The 18802-nt window shown below is 69.8% G+C and carries 26 protein-coding genes; 2 read left to right on the top strand and 24 right to left on the bottom strand.

All coding sequences use genetic code 11. From position 1 onward, the window contains the following. Positions 1-361: 361 nt before the first annotated feature. Complete coding sequence (locus VNG13_08450) at positions 362-667, bottom strand: hypothetical protein (protein HVA60552.1); 306 nt, start codon at positions 665-667, stop codon at positions 362-364. 1 nt (position 668) lies between these two features. Next, a complete protein-coding gene (locus VNG13_08455) occupies positions 669-905 on the bottom strand; it encodes a hypothetical protein (protein ID HVA60553.1) in 237 nt (78 codons plus the stop codon). 444 nt (positions 906-1349) lie between these two features. Here VNG13_08455 and VNG13_08460 point away from each other — a divergent pair, with 444 nt between their 5' ends. Next, entirely contained in the window at positions 1350-1709 is a 360-nt protein-coding gene (locus VNG13_08460) for a nucleotidyl transferase AbiEii/AbiGii toxin family protein (protein HVA60554.1), read from the top strand. 143 nt (positions 1710-1852) lie between these two features. On the opposite strand, the gene VNG13_08465 is transcribed toward VNG13_08460, so the two are convergent. The 13 genes from VNG13_08465 to VNG13_08525 form a co-directional block, all read right to left on the bottom strand. Further along, the gene (locus VNG13_08465; GenBank protein ID HVA60555.1) at positions 1853-2236 is read right to left on the bottom strand and encodes a PIN domain-containing protein; all 384 of its coding nucleotides are present in this window, start codon (positions 2234-2236) and stop codon (positions 1853-1855) included. A 10-nt stretch (positions 2237-2246) separates the two neighbouring features. Continuing rightward, a complete protein-coding gene (locus VNG13_08470; protein HVA60556.1) occupies positions 2247-2495 on the bottom strand; it encodes a hypothetical protein in 249 nt (82 codons plus the stop codon). Between the two features lie 440 nt (positions 2496-2935). Beyond that, positions 2936-3349 (bottom strand): hypothetical protein, encoded by a 414-nt coding sequence (locus VNG13_08475; GenBank protein ID HVA60557.1) that lies wholly within the window; start codon positions 3347-3349, stop codon positions 2936-2938. Further along, positions 3342-4064 carry a nucleotidyltransferase domain-containing protein gene (locus VNG13_08480; GenBank protein ID HVA60558.1) on the bottom strand — a complete coding sequence of 241 codons (723 nt, stop codon included), beginning with the start codon at positions 4062-4064 and terminating at the stop codon, positions 3342-3344. The genes VNG13_08475 and VNG13_08480 overlap by 8 nt, the downstream gene beginning before the upstream one ends. Positions 4065-4472: 408 nt before the next feature. After that, on the bottom strand, positions 4473-4868 hold the full coding sequence (locus VNG13_08485) for a PIN domain nuclease (GenBank protein HVA60559.1): 396 nt from the start codon (positions 4866-4868) through the stop codon (positions 4473-4475). Further along, on the bottom strand, positions 4865-5071 hold the full coding sequence (locus tag VNG13_08490) for a type II toxin-antitoxin system VapB family antitoxin (GenBank protein HVA60560.1): 207 nt from the start codon (positions 5069-5071) through the stop codon (positions 4865-4867). The genes VNG13_08485 and VNG13_08490 overlap by 4 nt, the downstream gene beginning before the upstream one ends. A 251-nt stretch (positions 5072-5322) precedes the next feature. Continuing rightward, complete coding sequence (locus VNG13_08495; protein HVA60561.1) at positions 5323-5781, bottom strand: GNAT family N-acetyltransferase; 459 nt, start codon at positions 5779-5781, stop codon at positions 5323-5325. Between the two features lie 368 nt (positions 5782-6149). Further along, complete coding sequence (locus tag VNG13_08500) at positions 6150-7133, bottom strand: GGDEF domain-containing protein (protein HVA60562.1); 984 nt, start codon at positions 7131-7133, stop codon at positions 6150-6152. Positions 7134-7506: 373 nt separating this feature from the next. After that, positions 7507-9984, bottom strand: a complete 2478-nt coding sequence (locus VNG13_08505) for an FtsX-like permease family protein (protein HVA60563.1) — start codon at positions 9982-9984, stop codon at positions 7507-7509. Positions 9985-10055: 71 nt separating this feature from the next. Next, on the bottom strand, positions 10056-10778 hold the full coding sequence (locus VNG13_08510; protein ID HVA60564.1) for an ABC transporter ATP-binding protein: 723 nt from the start codon (positions 10776-10778) through the stop codon (positions 10056-10058). Then, positions 10775-11350 (bottom strand): helix-turn-helix transcriptional regulator, encoded by a 576-nt coding sequence (locus VNG13_08515; protein ID HVA60565.1) that lies wholly within the window; start codon positions 11348-11350, stop codon positions 10775-10777. Before VNG13_08515 ends, VNG13_08510 begins: the two co-directional genes overlap by 4 nt. Before the next feature lie 282 nt (positions 11351-11632). Continuing rightward, complete coding sequence (locus VNG13_08520; GenBank protein ID HVA60566.1) at positions 11633-12139, bottom strand: O-acetyl-ADP-ribose deacetylase; 507 nt, start codon at positions 12137-12139, stop codon at positions 11633-11635. Positions 12140-12144: 5 nt separating this feature from the next. Beyond that, positions 12145-12876, bottom strand: a complete 732-nt coding sequence (locus VNG13_08525; GenBank protein ID HVA60567.1) for an alanyl-tRNA editing protein — start codon at positions 12874-12876, stop codon at positions 12145-12147. A 43-nt stretch (positions 12877-12919) separates the two neighbouring features. On the opposite strand from VNG13_08525, the gene VNG13_08530 reads away from it, so the two are divergent. Next, positions 12920-13171 (top strand): hypothetical protein, encoded by a 252-nt coding sequence (locus VNG13_08530; GenBank protein ID HVA60568.1) that lies wholly within the window; start codon positions 12920-12922, stop codon positions 13169-13171. A 4-nt stretch (positions 13172-13175) separates the two neighbouring features. Here the strand turns inward: VNG13_08530 and VNG13_08535 are convergent, their stop codons facing one another. From VNG13_08535 to VNG13_08575, 9 genes are all read right to left on the bottom strand, one after another. Further along, positions 13176-13508, bottom strand: a complete 333-nt coding sequence (locus tag VNG13_08535) for a DUF2516 family protein (GenBank protein HVA60569.1) — start codon at positions 13506-13508, stop codon at positions 13176-13178. Further along, on the bottom strand, positions 13505-14446 hold the full coding sequence (locus VNG13_08540) for an aldo/keto reductase (GenBank protein ID HVA60570.1): 942 nt from the start codon (positions 14444-14446) through the stop codon (positions 13505-13507). The genes VNG13_08535 and VNG13_08540 overlap by 4 nt, the downstream gene beginning before the upstream one ends. 112 nt (positions 14447-14558) lie before the next feature. Continuing rightward, a complete protein-coding gene (locus VNG13_08545) occupies positions 14559-14939 on the bottom strand; it encodes a type II toxin-antitoxin system VapC family toxin (protein ID HVA60571.1) in 381 nt (126 codons plus the stop codon). Further along, positions 14936-15181, bottom strand: coding sequence for a type II toxin-antitoxin system prevent-host-death family antitoxin (locus tag VNG13_08550; protein HVA60572.1), 246 nt, complete (start codon positions 15179-15181; stop codon positions 14936-14938). The genes VNG13_08545 and VNG13_08550 overlap by 4 nt, the downstream gene beginning before the upstream one ends. A gap of 114 nt (positions 15182-15295) precedes the next feature. Continuing rightward, on the bottom strand, positions 15296-15787 hold the full coding sequence (locus VNG13_08555; GenBank protein HVA60573.1) for a hypothetical protein: 492 nt from the start codon (positions 15785-15787) through the stop codon (positions 15296-15298). A 30-nt stretch (positions 15788-15817) separates the two neighbouring features. Then, complete coding sequence (locus VNG13_08560; protein HVA60574.1) at positions 15818-16210, bottom strand: helix-turn-helix transcriptional regulator; 393 nt, start codon at positions 16208-16210, stop codon at positions 15818-15820. Positions 16211-16364: 154 nt separating this feature from the next. Continuing rightward, positions 16365-17318, bottom strand: coding sequence for an asparaginase (locus VNG13_08565; GenBank protein HVA60575.1), 954 nt, complete (start codon positions 17316-17318; stop codon positions 16365-16367). Between the two features lie 5 nt (positions 17319-17323). Beyond that, the gene (locus tag VNG13_08570) at positions 17324-17887 is read right to left on the bottom strand and encodes an aerial mycelium formation protein (protein HVA60576.1); all 564 of its coding nucleotides are present in this window, start codon (positions 17885-17887) and stop codon (positions 17324-17326) included. Next, a complete protein-coding gene (locus VNG13_08575; GenBank protein HVA60577.1) occupies positions 17884-18792 on the bottom strand; it encodes a 3-keto-5-aminohexanoate cleavage protein in 909 nt (302 codons plus the stop codon). The genes VNG13_08570 and VNG13_08575 overlap by 4 nt, the downstream gene beginning before the upstream one ends. Between the last annotated feature and the right edge of the window lie 10 nt (positions 18793-18802).

Raw genomic sequence — 18802 nt, forward strand, 5'->3', positions numbered from 1 at the left:
CCGCGGACCGAACAGCTCGAACCTCAACGTGGTCCCCGGGCAGACCGTGCCGAACTTCGTCACCGTGCCGGTTGCCTCCGACGGCACCATCACGATCTACAACAACGCCGGCAGCGTCGACGTCATCGCCGACCTCGAAGGCTGGTACAGCAGCTGAATGCCGACCGCCGACGTTGCTCGTCCTACCCCGTACGCTCGGCGGCCACCTCGGCGTCGGCAGCTTTGAGCAGCCCAGGGATCGCCGAACGGAACGGGAATTGTCCGGCCACACAGCATGCCGAATCGTCGATCAGGACCCGGCCCAAAGCTGGAGATCAGGCACACGGGCGCGGCAGAGTGATCCGGGTCTCCTGGTCGGGGTTCAGGACGCCTCGAGTCGAGATTCCAGGGCTTCGCGGGCGAGTTGGGACACGGTCTTGCCTTCCTTTGTGGCGAGAGCCTCGACCCGGCGCCGCAGCTCGCTAGGAAGCCGAAAGGCGATCGCCGGCGAGGGACCGCCCTCGGCCAGCGCGGGGCGACCCGGCTTGCGGGCCGCCGCGATCACCCGATCCGCGTAGGCCCGAGTGATCCGCCGGCCCTGCTGGTCCCGACGAACTTCTCGGTCGAGATCCACGTCCGGACCGAACGGGGTCTCGAGGCTCACCTTCGGAGGGGTCCGCTTGGGCATCTCAGTTGCCTCCTCGGAACGCGTGCGGCATCACATGGATGACGAGCAAGTTGCCACGATCGGTCACAACCGCGATGACCTCCAAGACCACGCCGCGATCGTCCGGTCCGACGTAGCGCCAGCCCGGCTCGCCACGATTCGTGGTCGCCGGCGAGGGCGTGCAGGTGGCCATGAGGTACCGGACATGAGCGCGCCCGATCTTGTGCCTCTTACTCGCGGTCGTGAACTCGATCCGCATGCGCTATTCTGTCAAACGAATCTGATTTCGTCAAACAGAATAATTAGCGCCGCCCCCCTAACGCATCTCCAGGTGCATTCTCCGGTCCAGATTGCTCCTTGAGATGCGTTGCTGTCAGTGCCGGTACGTACGGTCGCGGTATGTCGTCGAAGGGCAAGAGCTGGAGCAAGGCCATGGTCGCGTGCTCCGTGCCCGAGCACGCCGGCTCGCCGGTGCGGTTCGCTGGTCGCACTGGGAGGCCAGGGCACCGTCGACAGCGCTACACGTGCGTTCCGGCGCACGGTGATCGTCCGCGACCATTCCTCGCTCGACAGCGCCACCAGCGCCGTGGCGAGCGCATCCCGCCAGCCCGCCGCGCGCTCGGCCGCCCGGACATGACCGACATCGTCCGCCCGGCGCGCAGCGAGTCCGTCCAACGCGATCTGGCACTGGCCGGCTGAGGCGGTGGCCCGTTTCGCAGACCTGGATGAGTTCGGGCCGACTCTCGACGCTGCCGCCGAGCGCCTCGGGATCAGCCCCACCGCGGTCGAGAAGGACTACTGGGTCAGCGAAGTCCTCCGCGTGCTCGGCCGCGCTTTCGGCGGCGACTTCATCTTCAAAGGCGGTACCAGCCTTCCCAAGGCCTACCGGCTGGTGGAGCGCTTCTCGGAGGACATCGACCGATCAGCGCCGCCGATAGTCGAACCCCTCCGGCACACGGGATCCGGAGACGGAGTGTTTGCAGGTGTTGCACACCCGCTAGGTGCCGCTCTGCATCGGCTTCGAACAGTGTTCGAAAGCGCTCGTTCGCCTCTGGCGAGTTGACCGGTAGCACCGGCCGCCGGCTCATCTCCCTGCGGCCGGGATCCTCGGTGGAAGATCGCGCAGTGCGGCGGTTAACGGGCGCCCCCACAGCCGGACACGCCGTGCCGCGAACCGGCGATCTCGGGTTGGTTGTGCGCCGAACTTCAGATCACGTGAATCGTCACGTGACGGGCGTGACGGGCGAGAGCTCGAAGATCTTTCGCGTCTCCGGTCACGACCGTCCCCATCGGGTCAGCCGTCGCGACGACCAGGGCGTCTACCGCCGAGCCTCGGCGGGCCTTGGTGCGCAGCCTGGCGGCGCGGCGAGCGAGTTCGTCGGGGAGTTCCTCCACGACATCACAGGTTTTCAGCAGCCGGTTCGCGGCGGCGTCACGGCTGCCATCGCCGGTGAGGCACTCGATCAACACCGCGGAGGGCACCACGACCGGCCACAACCCCTCGTCGCGGAACGCGCCAATCAGGGCCACGCTGTCCCGGGAGCGCTTGGCCAGCCGGCGGACCCCGCCCGAGTCGAGCACCAGGCTCATCGGGGCGCGGTCAACTCGCCCGGGAGGTCCGACGGCCAGCGAGTTGCCGGGCGATCGCCTTGGCGTGGGCTTGTTCCTCGGCCGTCGGCGCGCCGACCTCAGCGACCAGATCGGCGAGGTAGGTATCGGTCTCGGCCAGCAAGTCCTGGCGACGAAGTTCGGCCCGCACCGCCGCCTGGAGCAGCTCGGAGGCATGTAGGTGACGTGACTTCACCTGTGCGTAGAGATCGTCCGGGAGGTACACCTGGAGACGTGGCATACGCCTGACTATACGCCTAATCGCCGGAGGCGGCGCGCCGGCCCGCAGCAGCCGTGCTCGCTGCCCCGGGCAGCGCCATCCCACGCCCGATCAGCGATTCTCGGGTGCACCCGGCTTCCGCGCTCCCGCTCGCCACCCGTCGCACCGGGATGCTGAGGGGCAAGATCATCTGTGTGGGCGTTTGCGCTGGTCAGCGGCCAGATCGAGTAATTGCACCCACGGGGCAGGCCTCGCCGCACCGGCACACCGTTGATCTCGGTCGTGCGCATGATGTCCATACCACCGACGCTAGACGGGCGCGCTGACGTTTCCGGCGCCGTCGACGCATGGATCCACGCGTCCCGTCCTGCGGTGGCCCCAGCGGCGCCACGCCCATGGTAGATGCGTGAACGTGACTCCGCGGTGGAGCGCTTGCGCTCCGACCTCTCCGGCCGGCGTCGTCAACGCTCAATCTCTTGCTGCGCTCGCGCGACCAAGTGCGCAGCCCCTCGAACGGCACTCCGTGCGCGGTGGGCCGACACGATGGTGATGCCGTAGTGGGCTTCGTCCTTGATGTCGATCAGACGCTGGAATGTCGCCGCCAGCTTCTTGCCGTCTGGCGCGGCCTGTCGTAACAGTTCCGCAGCCGTACGGTGGTCATCGCCGCTGTGAATTTGGCCAAGACGCGCAGCACAGAGCGCATCGGACGCTGCGATGCCGGCGAGGACGGCAAGGGCGGCCGCCACGCCAGGCATCTCGACGCGGTCCCTCTCGCTGAGCACGAGCTCGGCGACTTCGAGGTACGCCTCGGCTGATCGGAAGCGCACTCGAGCGTCGGCGCCTGAAGCGACTCGAACCCGCGACTGCCTAGCCATCGGCTGCCTCCGCCGATGACCAGAGGGAGATCGCCCGCGCCTTCACCAGATCGATGCCATCGCGCTCGATTTCGACGAACAGCTGGCGGTACTGCTCCGTCGGATGCCGCCATTCGTGGAACGACAGGTCGACGACTTGCAGGGCGTTACCCGTCCACGCCTCGACCGCGTCCCGCAATCGATCGACCTGAGATTCCCACTGCGTTGCGGCATCCAACTCCGTGCCAGGGGTCATGAACTGGCCTAGGGCATCTGCGATCTGTGTCCGCAGCCTCGGGCTGATCCGCGCCGGTTTCTTCTCGCCCGGGAAGGGCGGGTGCACGAGCAACAGGTCGACGTCGCTCGACCCGTCGCCAGCGCCGCGCGCGGCGGACCCAAAGACGGCGGCATACAGCGGGCGTGGGCGCCAACTCGACAACTCCTCGCGGAAACGCTTCCAGAGCTCCGTCCGGAGACCGGCCAGAATGACCGCGGCGTTCGCCGCAATGTGCTGGCGGTTCAGTTCGTGAACTTGGTTCCGACCCATGAGCGTCGCGCGGATAATGCCCTGCTCGACAAGACGCGCGAGGCTGCGTCGGATTCCGATTTCGGATCCCCGCGCAGCCTGCTCGGCGACCTGCCCGACAGTCATCGGCTTACCGGCGGCGGCGAGAACTGCCAGGACCGTGCCGTCGAGCGTCGGGGTGACGGCTCGTGTCGGATCCGTTAGGTCCATATCGGAAAGTATAGGTGGAAGTCTGATCGGACCAGCAAGGCCGTCGACGCCCGATCGCCGACAGGCGCGCAGTCGCTCGTCCATCGCCCTCAACTCGGCCGCACCGCGCAGCGACACCTCCCGGACGGGTCGGTTTGGGACACAAGGGCGGCCGTGGTCGACCCTCAGGATGGCGAACCCTTGTTGACCGTTGACCAGGGCTACCTGGCTCCCTACTACTTCATCCGCCAGTTCTACGAACGGGACTGTCGAAAGCCCGAGCCGATGTCCTTCCTTTTGACGTGGACGGAGCTGGACGGTCCGAGGATGTCGTCCGACCCAGCACAGTGGTTCGGCTCGATGAAGTCGGTCACCCAGGCGCTGGAGCGGGGAGCCGAGGGCTTCGCCGATCCGCTCTCATCGCCACCGCTACGAAGCAGGGCGATGAACCTTCACGGCCGTATGCCGGGCAAGCACCTCGAAGCCTTCGTCGCTGTGCAGCACCGCGAGATCATGTCGGATGGCAACGGCACCGATAAGGCAGTCGATCAGGCGACGTACGGTTTCCCCCCGCTGACGGCAGCGCCGGTACAGCACCGCCGCCCCTGGGTAGTCCGCCGGTTCGCAGGGCGCCATCCCGGCCCGACCCAACAAGCCGCGCAACTCGTGCAGGTGCTGGTCATCCCGCGCCCCGGCGAGCACCTCCATGACCACCGGATCGGTGATCATCATCCGGCCACCCAGAAGCCGGTCGACTTCCTCGCAGACCGCCGACCCGGTTCCGCGCAGAAACTCGACCCACGCCGAGGTGTCGATCAGAATCACGCGTCAGCGACCCGCGCGCTCCTGAGCTCAGCGAGGTCGCCGTCCCAACCAGATCCCTTCAGCCCACGCGCCTGCTCCACCGTCAACTCGGCGGCCAACTCGCGCAGCGCGAAGTTGACCGCCTCCCGCTTGCTGTGCAGCCCGTAACGACGCATGACCACTCGGCAAGCAGTGTCATCGATATCAATGTTGGTGCGTGCCATACACCAACTATACACAAAGGGCAGCCCGTGCACGAACGCCGGTTCGGTCCGGTCGGCGTGGAGGGGCTGGCCCGTCGCATAGCAGCAGTTCTCCGCTGTGCCGTCGTCGTGTCGCCCTGATGTCTTTCCCGCAAACGATGGCACTGCCACCCGAGCTGTCGGTGGCCAGTGCCGCCTCCACTGGGGTAACCAACCACCCAGCCCTCAGGCCCTCAGCTGTCTGCAAGCGTCCAGAACGCGGGATGTGCCGGTCACGCCAGGGTCATGATCAGAAGCTCTTCGGCTGGGTGGAAGCCGTGCCGCAGGTAGAACGGGATGGACCGCTGGCTGGGGCTCAGGACGACTCGCGCGAGCCGCTGCCGGTGCGACCACTGGAGCAGTTCGGCGAGCAGGGCCGCGCCGACCCCGTGATCTCGTCGCTCTGGCACCACGAACATGTTGGCCAGGTAGCCCCAGCGGCTCTGCGGCCGTCCGGGTGCGGGCATCCGGTCGAACAGCGCAAGGCTGACCATGCCGATGGGCCGGGTTGGCCCGACGGCGAGCCACCAGCGGCGCCGGTTCGTCTCCTCGTGGTGCCAGGCAGCGAACGCTGCGGGGAAGCCCTCGTCGGGGGACGGGCCGTGCAGCTCAGCCGCCCAGTGAGCGCGCAAGACGGCCAAGGCCGCCACGTCGTCCGGCCCGGTCAGGCGGATGTCGTAGTCCGGAGCCATGCTTGGCATCCTCGCCGACACCGCCACGGAACGCGAACGCGCCGGACGCCCGAAGCGAGAGGCGCTCGGGAGAGCCGGTGCTGATCGGTTGCGCGACGGCCCCACTTTGTGGGCGATCCCCGGCACGCCTGATGGCAAGAGTTGAACGGCTGCCGAACGGGGCCGTGGATGCCGGCTAGCTGCTCTTCGGCCTGGTGGACGGTGGCGAAGGCGCCGGCGGCACAACAGCGGGCTCCTGCTTCAGCGAGCGGACGTATTCGTCACGCTTCTCCTTGCTCGTGAACTTCACCGCCATTGGGTTCATGGACCCCCGGTCTTGAACCCGACAGCGGAGACCCCGGGCCGACGGAACCGGGGCGGTCAGACGGTCAGCCCGCGAAGGTCGTCGATTGTTTTCCGGCGACCATGGTCGGAGCCTTGCTTGGCGCGTCGCTGCGTCCCGCGACGTTTTGGAGCGGAACGTAGGCAGCACTCGGCTTGGCACCGTAGAGCTCGGCGTCCGCCTCGGCGAGTAGGTTCTCCAGCCCATGGCCGGCCTGGGCCTCGGCCAGTCCGCAGGTCCAGGCGATCGGCGAGCGTTCGCGTAGCCGCTGCATGATCACCAGCGCCGCCGTCCTGTCGGTGTCGGGGAGGACCAACGCGAACTCGTCCCCGCCGTGCCTGGCGACGATGTCGGCGTCTCGCAGCAGCGGCTGCCAGGCCCTGGCGAGCGAGGCCAGGATACGGTCGCCCGCCGCGTGCCCCTGCCGGTCGTTGATCAGCTTGAAGCCGTTGAGATCGACGACCACGACGGTGAGGGGACGCCCGTTGCGCTCCGCTTGGGCAAGGGCGTGCGTTGCGGCGGCGAAGAGCCCGTGACGGTTGAGCAAGCCGGTCAGCGGATCGGTCGTGGCGGCGTGCTGGAGGGCAGCAATTATCCTGCTCGTCACTTCGGCAATGGCTATAACCGTCAGGCTCAGCGGAACGCCCACCGCGAGGACCCCGGGAAAGGGATTGAGCGACAGCGCGATCGCATAGGTGCCGACGCAAACCAGTACGTACGCGTAGGTAATCCGGCGGGAGAAGAACAAAGCGCAGTACAAGACGATCCACACGTAGCCGATCGAGATGGCGGCGGCACCTGTGCCGCTAGAGGCGATCGCGACGACGAAGGTCACCGACCCGACACCGGTGATGAGTGTGAGGTGCCGGCACCAGCGCCAGGGAAGGAACCACACCATCAACCCCAGGGTGACCGCTGTCGTGGCAATCGCGAGGTAGGGCCCGAGCGGGACCCCAGGGCTCGGCCGGGCGGCCGCGACGAGTACGCCGCGCAGGCCAGCGACGAGCGCCATCGCGGCGAGCAGCCACACCTGCGGAGGGCGCCGCCCGCTCCGCAACCATCGCCCGCGGCGGTTTCCCTTCACTCCCGTGCCATCGGCTGGTTGAGGGTCGGACTGGATGGCTCACCAGGCAGTCCATGACCGGCCAGCGGCCGCAGGCCGGACGTCGCGTTCAGGGTAGGTGCCGCCGAGTCTCGGGTCATGCTCGCGCCACCCCCGGTTGACGGGCAAACCGATTGGTCGCTGTTCGGCTGGAGCGAAACGGACTCCCGGCTGATCACGGAGCCGATCGCCAAGGTGACCTTCGAGCTCGAGCCCATCGGCCCCTTAGTGCGGCTCACCGTCGCCCATGACGGCTTCGCCGGCGAGACCGGGATGTCCAAGGGAGTTCGCGGACAGTGCGTCACTCGATCCGCTGATGGCTCATGGCGGCTGGTTCTCGCCCGGCGAGCAGCCAGCCGACGGCTGCGGCGACGAGCGGCATGCCCACCAGGATCACCAGCAGGTTCCCGACGGGGACGTTTCCGAGCGCCGTGACGCCGCCGTTGAGGGAGTTGTTCCGGATCCAGCCGATGACGCCTATGTAGCCGGCGACCGTGCCGAGCAGGGCGCCGAGGAACGCGAGCGCGCCGGCGGTGGTGGCGGTCAGGGTGCGCCGCGTCCGGCTGCTGGCACCGGTCGCGGCGAGCGTGCGTAGGTCGGCTGCGGTCTCGCTGCGGATCAGGCCGACACTCATGGCGAGGATGGCGAGGGCCAAGGCGACGCCGAACGCGGTCGCCCAGTTGATGACTTCCGCCGAGGTGGGCTGGTCGCTCCGGGTCTCGATGACCATCCCAGTCGCTGCCGCCTCCAGTCGCGCGCTCTGGATTTGCGAGGCATCCAGAGGCCGCGCCGTCTGGATGAGCCAGCCCGATGTCTGGGTCTGAAGGCCGAGCTGGTGGACGGCGTGCTCGGTGATCACGGTGTTGGGCGCCGAGGTGCCGGACGGCAGGGCGCCGACCTGGAGGATTACGGGGTTGGCGAGGCAGTCGCTCTCGGGGCAGGGGAACGCTTGCGCCCCCGTCCCCGCGCCCGGCCCCTGGCCCGGCCCCTGTGCCGGCGGCCCGCGTCCGGGATCGACGAGGACTTTCCGTCCCACGATGCCGTAGATGAGCTGCATGTCGGAGAGGGTGGATATCCCGGGGCGCATGGTGAGGATGTCGGCGGTGGGATCGACCTGGGAGGCATTGACCCCGAAGGCGCGGAGCAGCGAAGGCGTGGCGACGTAGATCGACCCGTTCCAGTTGCGGCCCTGAGCCGCGTGCTCGAGCGATGCGATCGTCGAGTCCAGCTCCACGACGTCACGAGCTCCGAGCGAGGAGGCGATGGCCTGCGCGCTGGTGTTCATGGCTTGCAGGCGGCTCGCCGTCACGGTGCTGCCGACACCTGGGGGCGTGTAGCCGGGACCGTTGGGGGTGTAGACGACGAGCTGGTTCGACGCCAGGTTCGGCCCCACGTAGTCGAGGACGTTCGCGTAGCGTGCCGCGGCGACGATGGCGATGATGACGGCGATCAGCACGCTGAGGCTGATCGCAGCGAGGGCGGAGCCGGAGCGAGCCCGGTAGCGGGCCAGGTCACGCAGCGCGAGGCGCATCGCGATCGGGCTGCGCCCGCCCAGCCTGGCGAGCGCGGACAGGCAGAACGGGGAGAGCAGGATCACCCCCGGGACGAGGGCGACCAGACCGAGGGCGAGCTCGGGCAGGTGTCCTTGGGCACTGCTGCCCGAGTACCCCAACAAGACGAAGGCGACAACGAGGAACCCGATGCCGGGCACGGCCGAGCGATGAACGGGTGTCGGCGGAGCCGGCCTTCCGGAGAGGGCCGCGACTACGGGAACTTTCGTGATCGAGCGGGCCGGGCGCGAGGCCGCGAAGTACGTCGCGACGACGGCGAGTACCAGGGCGAGGGCGATGACGAGCCAGGGCAGTGCGAACACCCGGATCAGGTGGTGGGCGCTTGTCTCGAGGATCGGTCGGTAGGCGAGCCAGGCGGCGAAGCCGACGACGGCCCCGACCAGCGCCCCGACCACGCCGACCACGGCGCCGTTCGCCCGCACGACGAGACCCACGTGTCTGTCCGTGGCGCCGAGCGATTCGAGCATCCCGAGCGAGCGCAACCGGCGCTGCGCCAGGACGGTGAAGCCGCCCGTCGCCACCAGCGCGATCAGGAGCATGCCGAGCGTCAGCCCGGCGATGGGGATCGTCTGGGGGTTGAGCGGGTTGCTCTGCGCCACCGACGCGGGGGTCGCAACGTTCGGGCCGAGGGATCGAGCGGGCACCCCGGGAGCGTCGAAGAGCACGGTGACCTCGGTGGGTGCCGTGACCTGGCCGGGCGTCACGAGGGCGAACTCGCTCAGCAGGCTCTGCGGGTTCTCGACGATGCCGACGACCCGCCGGCCCGTGCCGCCCTGCCGCCAGACGTCACCAACCTTCGAACCGAAGGTCGAGGCCACCCCGTCGGTGAGGGCTACCTGATCGCGTCCCGTCGGATAGTGACCGGAGACCAGGGAGAGCATCGGCCGTCCGAAGGGCCCGTCCGGGTTCTGGGCGCGCAGCTGGTAGGTGTCGATCGAGCCGGGGATGGCCCTGATCTGGTTCTCGATGACGTCGACCCGGCCGAACCGCTGCTGTAGTGCGGCGATCTCGGCGGCGAGATGCGGGTCGGCGCCGGGGAAGGTGGCCCGGTCCTGGGCGGTGCCGAACCCCGCGTTGGCCGGGGGCGGGGTGTTCGTGGCTACCGCCGCCCCGACGATGGTGGCGGCCACCGCCATGACGATGAGCCCAAGGACGAGGAGCTGCTGACGCCACTCGCGTCGGAACAGCCGCCAGGCCCATCGGAGCATGGCGCGCCGCGCAGGAGTCCCGCCGCCACTCGCGCGCTCCTGGCCGCCAGGCCGCTTGAGGAGGGCGACGCTCACAGCGGTGGGGCCGGCTGAAGGAGCGATTCGGGGCCCGGGGGCGGCGCCGTCTGGTCGACGACGCGTCCGTCCCGGAGGAACACCACGCGGTCAGCCCAGGACGCGAGCTGCGCATCGTGGGTCACGACGACCGCGGCAACACCGCGTTTGCAGGCGGCGAGGATGAGGCGCATCACGCCTTCGCTGTTCACCGAGTCGAGGGCGCCTGACGGCTCGTCAGCAAGGAGCAGGTGCCGCTCGCCGACGACGGCGCGGGCGATCGCGACTCGCTGCCGCTCGCCACCGGACAGCTCGTCCGGATAGCGCGTGGCAGCTTCCGAAAGACCGAGTCCCTCGAGCGCAGTCATCCCCGCGATCCGGGCCTTTCGCGCCGAGATCCCGTCGAGTTCCAGCGGAAGGGAGACGTTCTCCATCGCGGTCAGGCCGGCCAGCAGGTTGAAGTCCTGAAACACGTAACCAATCGACCGCCGTCGCAGCCGGGCCTTGGCGTTGCGGGACATCGTCGACAGCGCCGTACCACCGACCAGGACCTCGCCGCTTGTCGCCGCTTCCAGACTGCCGGCGATGGTCAGCAGGGTGCTCTTGCCCGATCCGCTCGGACCCATCACCGCCACGAGCGCACCGGCGTCCACGGAGAGGTCAACGTTTCGGAGGGCGTGCACCTGGGTCGCCCCCTCCCCGTAGGACTTGGAGACCTGCTGGATTTCGAGGTAGCTCATCGACGCACCCCTATCCGGCGGCGCAGCCGGGGCATCGTCGCGGGAGCCGGCGGTTCGACGCTTGCGCGCTTCAGGCGGCCGCCGGTCGCGTCGAGCCACCGGACGACGGCGTCCAGCCGGAACAGCTCGGCGTCAGCCACCAGGGCGAAGCTCAGATCGAAGTCGGCCTCGTCTTCCTTGAGCCGCGTCCATTGCTGCATGAGCTCGACCAGATACCGCCGGTGGAGCTGGATGACGTCCTGCACGTCGACGGCGGGGACGCGGAGGGCCGACAGCACCTTGATCACGAGTTCGTCACGCGGCGGGGCCGTCATGTCCGCAGGCGTGGTCAGCCAGGTGGCCAGTTCGTGCTCACCGGTCGAGGTGATCCGGAAGACGTTCTGTGGGCCGTCCTTGGCCGCCTCGTCGGATTCGACCAGGCCGTCGCGTTCGAGCCGGTCCAGCGTCGTGTACACCTGGCCGACGTTCAACGGCCAGATGTCACCGGTGCTCGCCTCGAACTCCTGACGCAGCTGGAGACCGTACTTGGGGCCCTCGCTCAATAGTGCGAGTAGGGCATGTCGAACGCTCACCGTGGTAGGTCCACTAGGATCATACGCGGTATAGTACTCAGTGAAGCCGCCGGGCGCAACCCGGAGCCGCAATCGATCGCCGCGGAGTTTGCACACCCCGCCGGCCGCAGACGTTTCCCCCGACCGGCGGCTAGCGCTGCAGCGGAGCGGCTGGTGGCCGGAACTTGCGGTCCGCCTCGATCGGGCTCTTGAGCCCGATCGGATCTTCGATGATCGCGTACCGCGCCCCCCAGAAGGCGTCGTACGGAACCTGCCGGCCTCGGTAGCCTGCGCCGGGCGCGGCTAGTCGAGCTGGGCGGCAAAGGCCTCTGCCGCCGCTACGCCCAGGACGGCAAAGCGCACCTCCGCCACCTGGGTGGACGCGTCGCGAACCGTGGCGACCGCGATCCGGGCGGCGTCCCCGATCGGCCAGCCGTAAGCGCCGGCGGACACCGCGGGGAACGCGACGCTTACCGCTCCGATCTCGTCGGCGACCCGAAGCGACTCGCGGTAACAGGAGACCAATAGCGCCGTGCGGTCCTCGGTCACCGAGTACACCGGCCCAACGGTGTGGATGACCCATCGGGCCGGCAGTCCGCCGGCCGTGGTCGCCACCGCCCGACCGGCGGGTAGCCCGTCGGGCAGCCGGGTCCGGCGCAGTTCCCGGCAGGCGGCGAGGATTTCCGGGCCGCCGCGGCGGTGGATCGCCCCGTCCACCCCGCCCCCGCCGAGCAGGCTCGAGTTGGCGGCGTTGACGACCGCGTCGACCGGCTGCTCGGTGATGTCGCCGCGGACCAGGAGCAGGCGCACCGCCGCTACCGCAGCCGGATCCGGAGCCGTCGGTTGGCCTTGCCCTTGTTCTCCACCTTCACCACCTCGATCGCGCCCACCGAACGGGTGGAGGCGACGTGCGTGCCCCCATCGGCCTGGGTGTCCAGGCCGACGATGTCGACGATCCGCACCTCGGTGAGGTCCGGCGGCAACAGGTTGGTCGCGGTCCGGATGATGTCCGGGATGCGCATCGCCTCCTCCCGGGGGAGAACGGCGACGGTGATCGCCCGGTCGGCCTCGATCTCCCGGGCGCAAGACGCCTCGATCACGGCGGCGAACCCGGCCGGGATCTCCGGCAGGTCGAAGTCCATCCGGGCGAGCAGCCGTTCCATGTTGCCGCCGGTGACCAGCGCCCCGAAATCGCGGAAGACCACGCCGGCGAGCAGGTGCAACGCGGAGTGGGTGCGCATCAGCGCGGTCCGCCGCTCGTCCTCGACGGCACCGCGGACCGTGCTGCCGACCGGCGGCAGCGGGTCCTGCTCGGCGGGGAGCAGGAGCAGGTCGTCGCCGCGGCGGACCCCGACGATCCGGGTCTGGCCGCCGCCCCAGAGCAACGTCCCGTGATCCGGCGGCTGGCCACCGCCACCGGGATAGAACGCCGAGCGGTCGAGGACGATGCCGTCGGCGGTCGCGTCGAGCACGGTCGCGTCCCACTCCCGGACCGTCGCGTCGGCCAGCTCGAGCCGGTGGGTTCGACCGTGGGTGTCACTTGCCATCGGTTCAGGTTCGCATGCCGGCGGGGCGATAGGCTCGCCGGCCATGACCGACCGGCACCTCGCAATCCTCCGCGGCGGCTCCCGCGACGGGGACAGCACGACGCTCGCCACCGGCGTCGAGCGCCTCTACGCCGGCTCCGACGCGCCCGGCCTGGTTGACGTCTACGAGCCGACCGGCGAGACGGCGTCCGCGCCCGGCAACCCCGAGCCGGGACGGGTCTACGTATTCGTCGGGCAGGAACCGATCGGCGAGCTGGCCCCCGACATGCTGCACTTGCCGCCGCCGGGCGGCTGAGGGATCAGCGGCGTCCGGGCCAGCGCAGCCGGATGACGCCACCGCCGGTCGCGCGCAGCTTCGGCCGCTGATCGACGAAGTAGACCAGGATCGCGACCATGCTGGCGATCCCGAAGATCGAGAGCACCCCGGCCCAGCCGATCGCGGCGAGCAGCGCGGCCGCGCCGAGGATCCCCATCCAAAGACCTTTGGTGCCGCGGCCGACCACCACGTAGGCGGCGGGGGCCCGGATTCCGGAGTCGACGAACGCGACGAGCGCGCCCACGAAGATCGCCAGGTCGACGACGAAGAACACGTAGCCGATCGCGGACAGGTGGCTGGCCCCGAATGCGATCACTCCGACCGACCCGGCCCGGCGATCGCGTCGAGCTCGGCGAGTTCGGGTGGGGTGGGCTCCCACTCGGCGGCCGCGACGTTGGCCCGCACCTGCTCCGGCGTGGTCGCCCCGGCGATCACCGAGGCCACCGCGGGCTGCGCGGCCAGCCCGCCGATCGCCAGCTCGAGCAGGCTGCGCCCGGAGGACTCGGCGTATTTCTCCAGCGCCTCGACGATGTCGAACTTCGCCTCGCCGATCCCCTCGACGCGGCCGTGTAGCCGGGTCCCGGCCGGCGCTGGAGCCCCCCGGCGATATTTGCCGGTAAGCAGGCCGCCGGCCAGCGGGAAGAACGGCAGCAGGCCGACCCCGTGCGCCCGGCAGGCCGGTACGACCTCCACCTCGACCGCGCGCTCGAGCAGACTGTACTCGTTCTGCGCGCTGACGAATCGGGTGCTCCCGCGGGTCCGGGCGATCCATTCGGCGTCGGCGATCTGCCAGCCGGCGAAGTTCGACGAGCCGAGATAGCGGACCTTGCCCTCGGTGACCAGCTCGTCGAGCGCAGCGAGGGTCTCGGCGATCGGGGTCCGCGGGTCCGGCTGGTGCATCTGGTAAAGGTCGATGTAGTCGGTGCGCAGCCTGCGCAGCGAGGACTCGACGGCCCGCCGGATGTAGCGGCGGGAGCCACGCGCCTCGTGCTCCGGCGCGATCCGACCGCCCATGCTCATCCCGAACTTGGTGGCCAGCACTATCTCGTCGCGGCGCTCGGCCAGCACCTCGCCGAGCAGGGCCTCGGACTCCCCGTAGATGTCAGCGGTGTCGAACAGCGTGACGCCGGCGTCCAGCGCCGCGTGGACGACGCTTCGGGTGTCCTCGAGGCCGAGCCGGCGACCGAAGTTGTTGCAGCCGAGGCCGGAGACGGAAACGGTGAGGCCGCTGCTGCCGAGCTGGCGGTAGCGCATCTCGCTCACCAGCCCAGCCTACGAGCCGGGGCCGTCCGGTGCGCGTCCAGCACGCCGTCCAGCGCCGATCGCCGGCGGAGGACGGCGTCGAAGCTCGTGGCTGTGAGACCGGTCAGATCGGCACGATCTCGAGTAACCCGTCGAGCCCCCGGAGGTCAGCTGCGTTGCGGGTGTAAAGCCGAGCCTCGTGGGCGTGGGCCGTCGCGGCGATGAGCAGATCCATGATGCGCCCCCGCGGGTTCCGGCCGGCCTTCGCGACGGTTGCCGCGAGGTGACCGTAGCTGCGGGCCACTCGCTCGTCGACGGGCAATGGGTCGAACAGCCGCTCGATGAGCGCGACCCGGCGCAGACGCTCCGCGCGCACGTCATCCGGGCCGGCCACCAACACACCGAAGTGCAACTCGGCCAGCGAGACGATGCTGATCGCGAGCTCGTCGTCGAGCGCCGGCAGGGCCGAAGCAACCAGCACGCTGGTATCGAGGATCGCTCTCACTCGCCGGCCCAGGGATCCCGAGGCGTGTCGTTGAGCAATCGACGATCACGACCCCAGTCGGCGTCTTCCGGGCCGCCGAACAGCTCGGCGATGTCCGGGAAGTGCCGCCACTGGTGGCGCTCGGCAGCCACCAGCCGAGCCGCCACTCGCCCACTCACGGTTACCGTCACGACTTCCCCGGCTTGCGCGCGACGGACAAGTTCGCTCGCCCGCTGGCGAAGTTCGCGTAACCCGACGTCCATGCCACCGGACGGTAGCACATGTGCTATTTCGGTTGAGCGAGCCTCAGCCGATCCGGCCGCGATGAAAAGTCTGGCCCCCGGGACAACGGTCCCGGGGGCCAGACCTGGTGAGGCTTAGCCGATCTGGCCAGCCGCGCTCTCGGTCGCCTCGACCGTGGCCTGCACGGTCTTCTCGGCCGACGTGCGGGCCGCCTTGGCCTTGGTCGTCGCCGACTTGCGCTGCACGCCGGCCTTGCGGGTGGCCGGCTGGCGGCGGATCTGGCCGACGACACCGCGGCCGCGGGTGGCCAGCTCGTCGTAGAGCTCGCTGGTCCGCCCGGCCAGGTCGGTGGCCCGGCTGCGCAGCGTTCCGACCTGGGTCTTCACGGTTTCGACCTGGGTCTTCACGGTCTCGACCTGGAACGCGAAGGCGGTCGCGGGGGTGCGGTAGTTCTTCGGCAGGCCCTTCGCCTGCGCCCGCAGGACGTTGACCCGGGCCTGGAGCTGCTCCTGAAGCTCGACCGGGAACTTCGCCACGGTGGTCGGCAGCTCACGGAGCTTCTCGACCGCGAGGTCGCCGGCACCGGCGAGGACGTAGAGCGGGGCGGTGGGGGTGCGGGTGGGCATGGGGTCTCCTTTGGTGACTGGTGAGGGGGGCTAGGGGGTGGGTTCGGGGGTTCCTTCGTTCTCGCCACGGAAGGACGCGTAGATCTCGAGCAACACCTGCTTCTGCCGCTCGCTGATCGTGTGGTCGCCGAGGATCGCCGCCGGAACCTCGCTGTCCGAAGGCCGTTCCTCGAGGATCCCGGCCTGGACGTAGAGGGCTTCCGCGGAAATCCGCAGCGCCTTCGCGATCTGCTGGAGAATCTCGGCGCTCGGCCGGCGCAGTCCCCGCTCGATCTGGGACAGGTACGGGTTCGAGACGCCGGCGAGCCGGGCCAGCTGGCGAAGCGAGATCTCCGCCATCTTGCGCTGGTCTCGGATGTACTCACCGAGATCCCGGACGTTCAGTGTGGCCACGGATCGAACATAGACCAGGATGCTAACTATTGCAAGCGGTCAGCTAGCACGACCGCCGACCGTGAGTGTGCAATTTCCGACGTCTTTCGGCGGGGTTCGAGCGTGACCGCTGTCGGAAATTGCACACTCGTCCCGCCGTCGCCGCCGTCGAACCCGGATCAGCCAGCTCTAGGCATCAGGATGCTCAGGAGAGCACGCAGCGGATCTCCCCGACGACGTCCCCGTGGCCGAGCACCGGGGCGGTGGCCAGCCGGTCGAGTACCGCACCGCTGGCCCCGATCGCGCGCAACCCGGCGACCAGGGCCGGCGCCGCGGCGCGGTTCGCACCGTCCTCGATCTTGACCGCGACCGAGGCGCCACCGGGTAGCGCGGCGGCGAACACCCCCTCCGCGCCGTCCTTGGCGACCAGCCCGGGGAGCTCGCGGATGAGCTCGGTCACCACCCGGCCACTACCTCCGACCAGCTCGGGATGCGCGCGCATCGCCGCAGCAACCCGCCCCGGCGCGCTCTCCACCGCGGCGGTGGCCAGCCCGGCGAACGCCCGGGCCAGCGCGGTGAGGGACAGCCGGTAGAGCGGCGCCCCGCAGCCGTCCATCGCCGGCGGTCCGGCGGCGACTCCGGCGAGCCGCTCGATCGCGGCGCGGACCGCCTGCTGTACCGGATGAGCGGGGTCGCGGTAGCCACTGGTCGGTCGGCCGGCCGCGACGGCGGTCGCGAGCATCGCCGCGTGTTTGCCCGAGCAGTTCTGATATATCGGCGCCGGGGCTCCACCGGCGCGGAGCAGCGCCCAGGCCGCTGCTTCGTCGAGCGGCAGCCCGGGCACGTTGTCGAGGTCGGCCTCGGTTAAGCCGGCCGAGACGAGCAGATCGCGGACCACCGCGACGTGTCGGGGTTCGCCGGAATGGCTGGCCGCCGCGATGGCGAGAAACTCCGCCCGGTAGCCGGGGGTCTCCGCGAGCCCGGCCTCGAGCAGCCCGACCGTCTGGAGCGGCTTGTTCGCCGAGCGCGGGAAGATCGCACTGGTGACATCGCCGATCGCGAGGGCGACGTCGCCCGCCGGGCCGAGCGCGACCAGCGAACCGTGATGGCGACTCTCGACGACTCCGGAGCGGACGACCTCGGCGAGGACGGGGAGCACCCGGCCTACTGCTCGCCCGCGTCCGTCGGCAGCAGGTTGGCCACGTCGGCCTCGCCGTCTCGGTAGCGACGGGCGATCTCGGACGCGCAGTTGTCGGCGATCACCTGCACCGTGTGCCGGGTCTCCGATACGACCCGCTCCTCATGCGCGAACGTCTCGAGGGCCTGCCGCAATTCTTCGTCGCTACGAGCGCTCACGTCGGACAGGTCCACGTCGGCGACCAGCGCCTCGACGTGCCGGCGATGCGCATCGGCCCGCGACGGCTCGGCGGTGATGTAGCGACCGAGCCCGCGGGCCGCCGGACGGTCCTCGTCGGCGAGGATCTGCGCCAGGTCGTCGACAACACTGGCGGACCCGTCCCCGGTGCGGCGGCGGAGTTCGGCGTTAAGGATGTCGATCCGGCCTTGGAGCAGTCGGCGGGTATACGACAGATCGACCTCCTCCTGGACCGCCTCGTCGCGGCGGCTGCGGACCTCCTCGAGGGACAGTCCCTTCAGCTGGTCGAGGAAACCGGGATCGAGCACCCGGTCGATCCGTCGGTTGCCCTGGCCTGTGGTCTCGCTGGTCACCCCTGCTCGCCTCCCGCGGCTGCGGCCGCCTCTCCGGCGGCGACCCGGCGCGCTCCGCGCCGATCCGTCACGCCCAGCATCGCTCGCGCCTCGACCGTCGACAACGGCGGCCGCTGGGCGAGCCCGGCCAGACTAGCCGCCCGCTCGACGAGTTGCGTGTTGTCGCGCACAGCCACCCCGGGCGCGAAGCTCAGCGTGTCCTCGCAGCCGACCCGCAGGTGGCCGCCGGCGGCGAGCGCGGCGAAGGCGACCGGCAGGGCGGTCCGACCGACCCCGGTCGCCGAGAACGTCGCCCCGGCCGGCAGGGCGCTGGCAGCGGCGATCAGCGCGGCCGCCGTCCCCGGCATCCCCCCGGGCACCCCCATCACGAGGTCGGCGTGCACGTGGCCACCGGATGGCGGCCCGAAACGGTCGAGCAGCCGGAGCATTGCGTCGATCTGGCCGAGGTCGAAGATCTCGAACTCGGGCACGATGCCGCGCTCCTGCATCCGCCGGTAGAGCTCCACCATGAACGGCCAGCGGTTGAGGAACACCCCGTCGCCGAAGTTCACGGTCCCGCAACTGAGCGAGGCGGAGTCGGGGTCGGCGTCGAGGACGAGGAGGCGGGCCGCCTCCGGATCGCCGACCGCGCCGCCGGTGGAGAGCTGGACGACGAGATCGGTGCTCTCCCGCAACGCGACCACCGCCGCCCGGGCCCGCCCTACGTCAAGGGTCGGCTCGGCCGCGTCGTCGCGCAGGTGCACGTGGATCACGCTCGCCCCGGCCCGCTCGCAGGCGAGCGCGGCATCGACGAGCTCCTCCAGCGTGACCGGAAGGGGCGGAAAGTCGGATTTTGCGGTTTCCGCGCCGGTTGGGGCGACCGTGAGCAGGGTGCCGCCCGCCATGTCGGAGGGACCCGGAGCCATATCGAGCATC

Source organism: Mycobacteriales bacterium (assembly GCA_035533475.1).
Classification (GTDB): Bacteria; Actinomycetota; Actinomycetes; order DATLTS01; family DATLTS01; genus DATLTS01.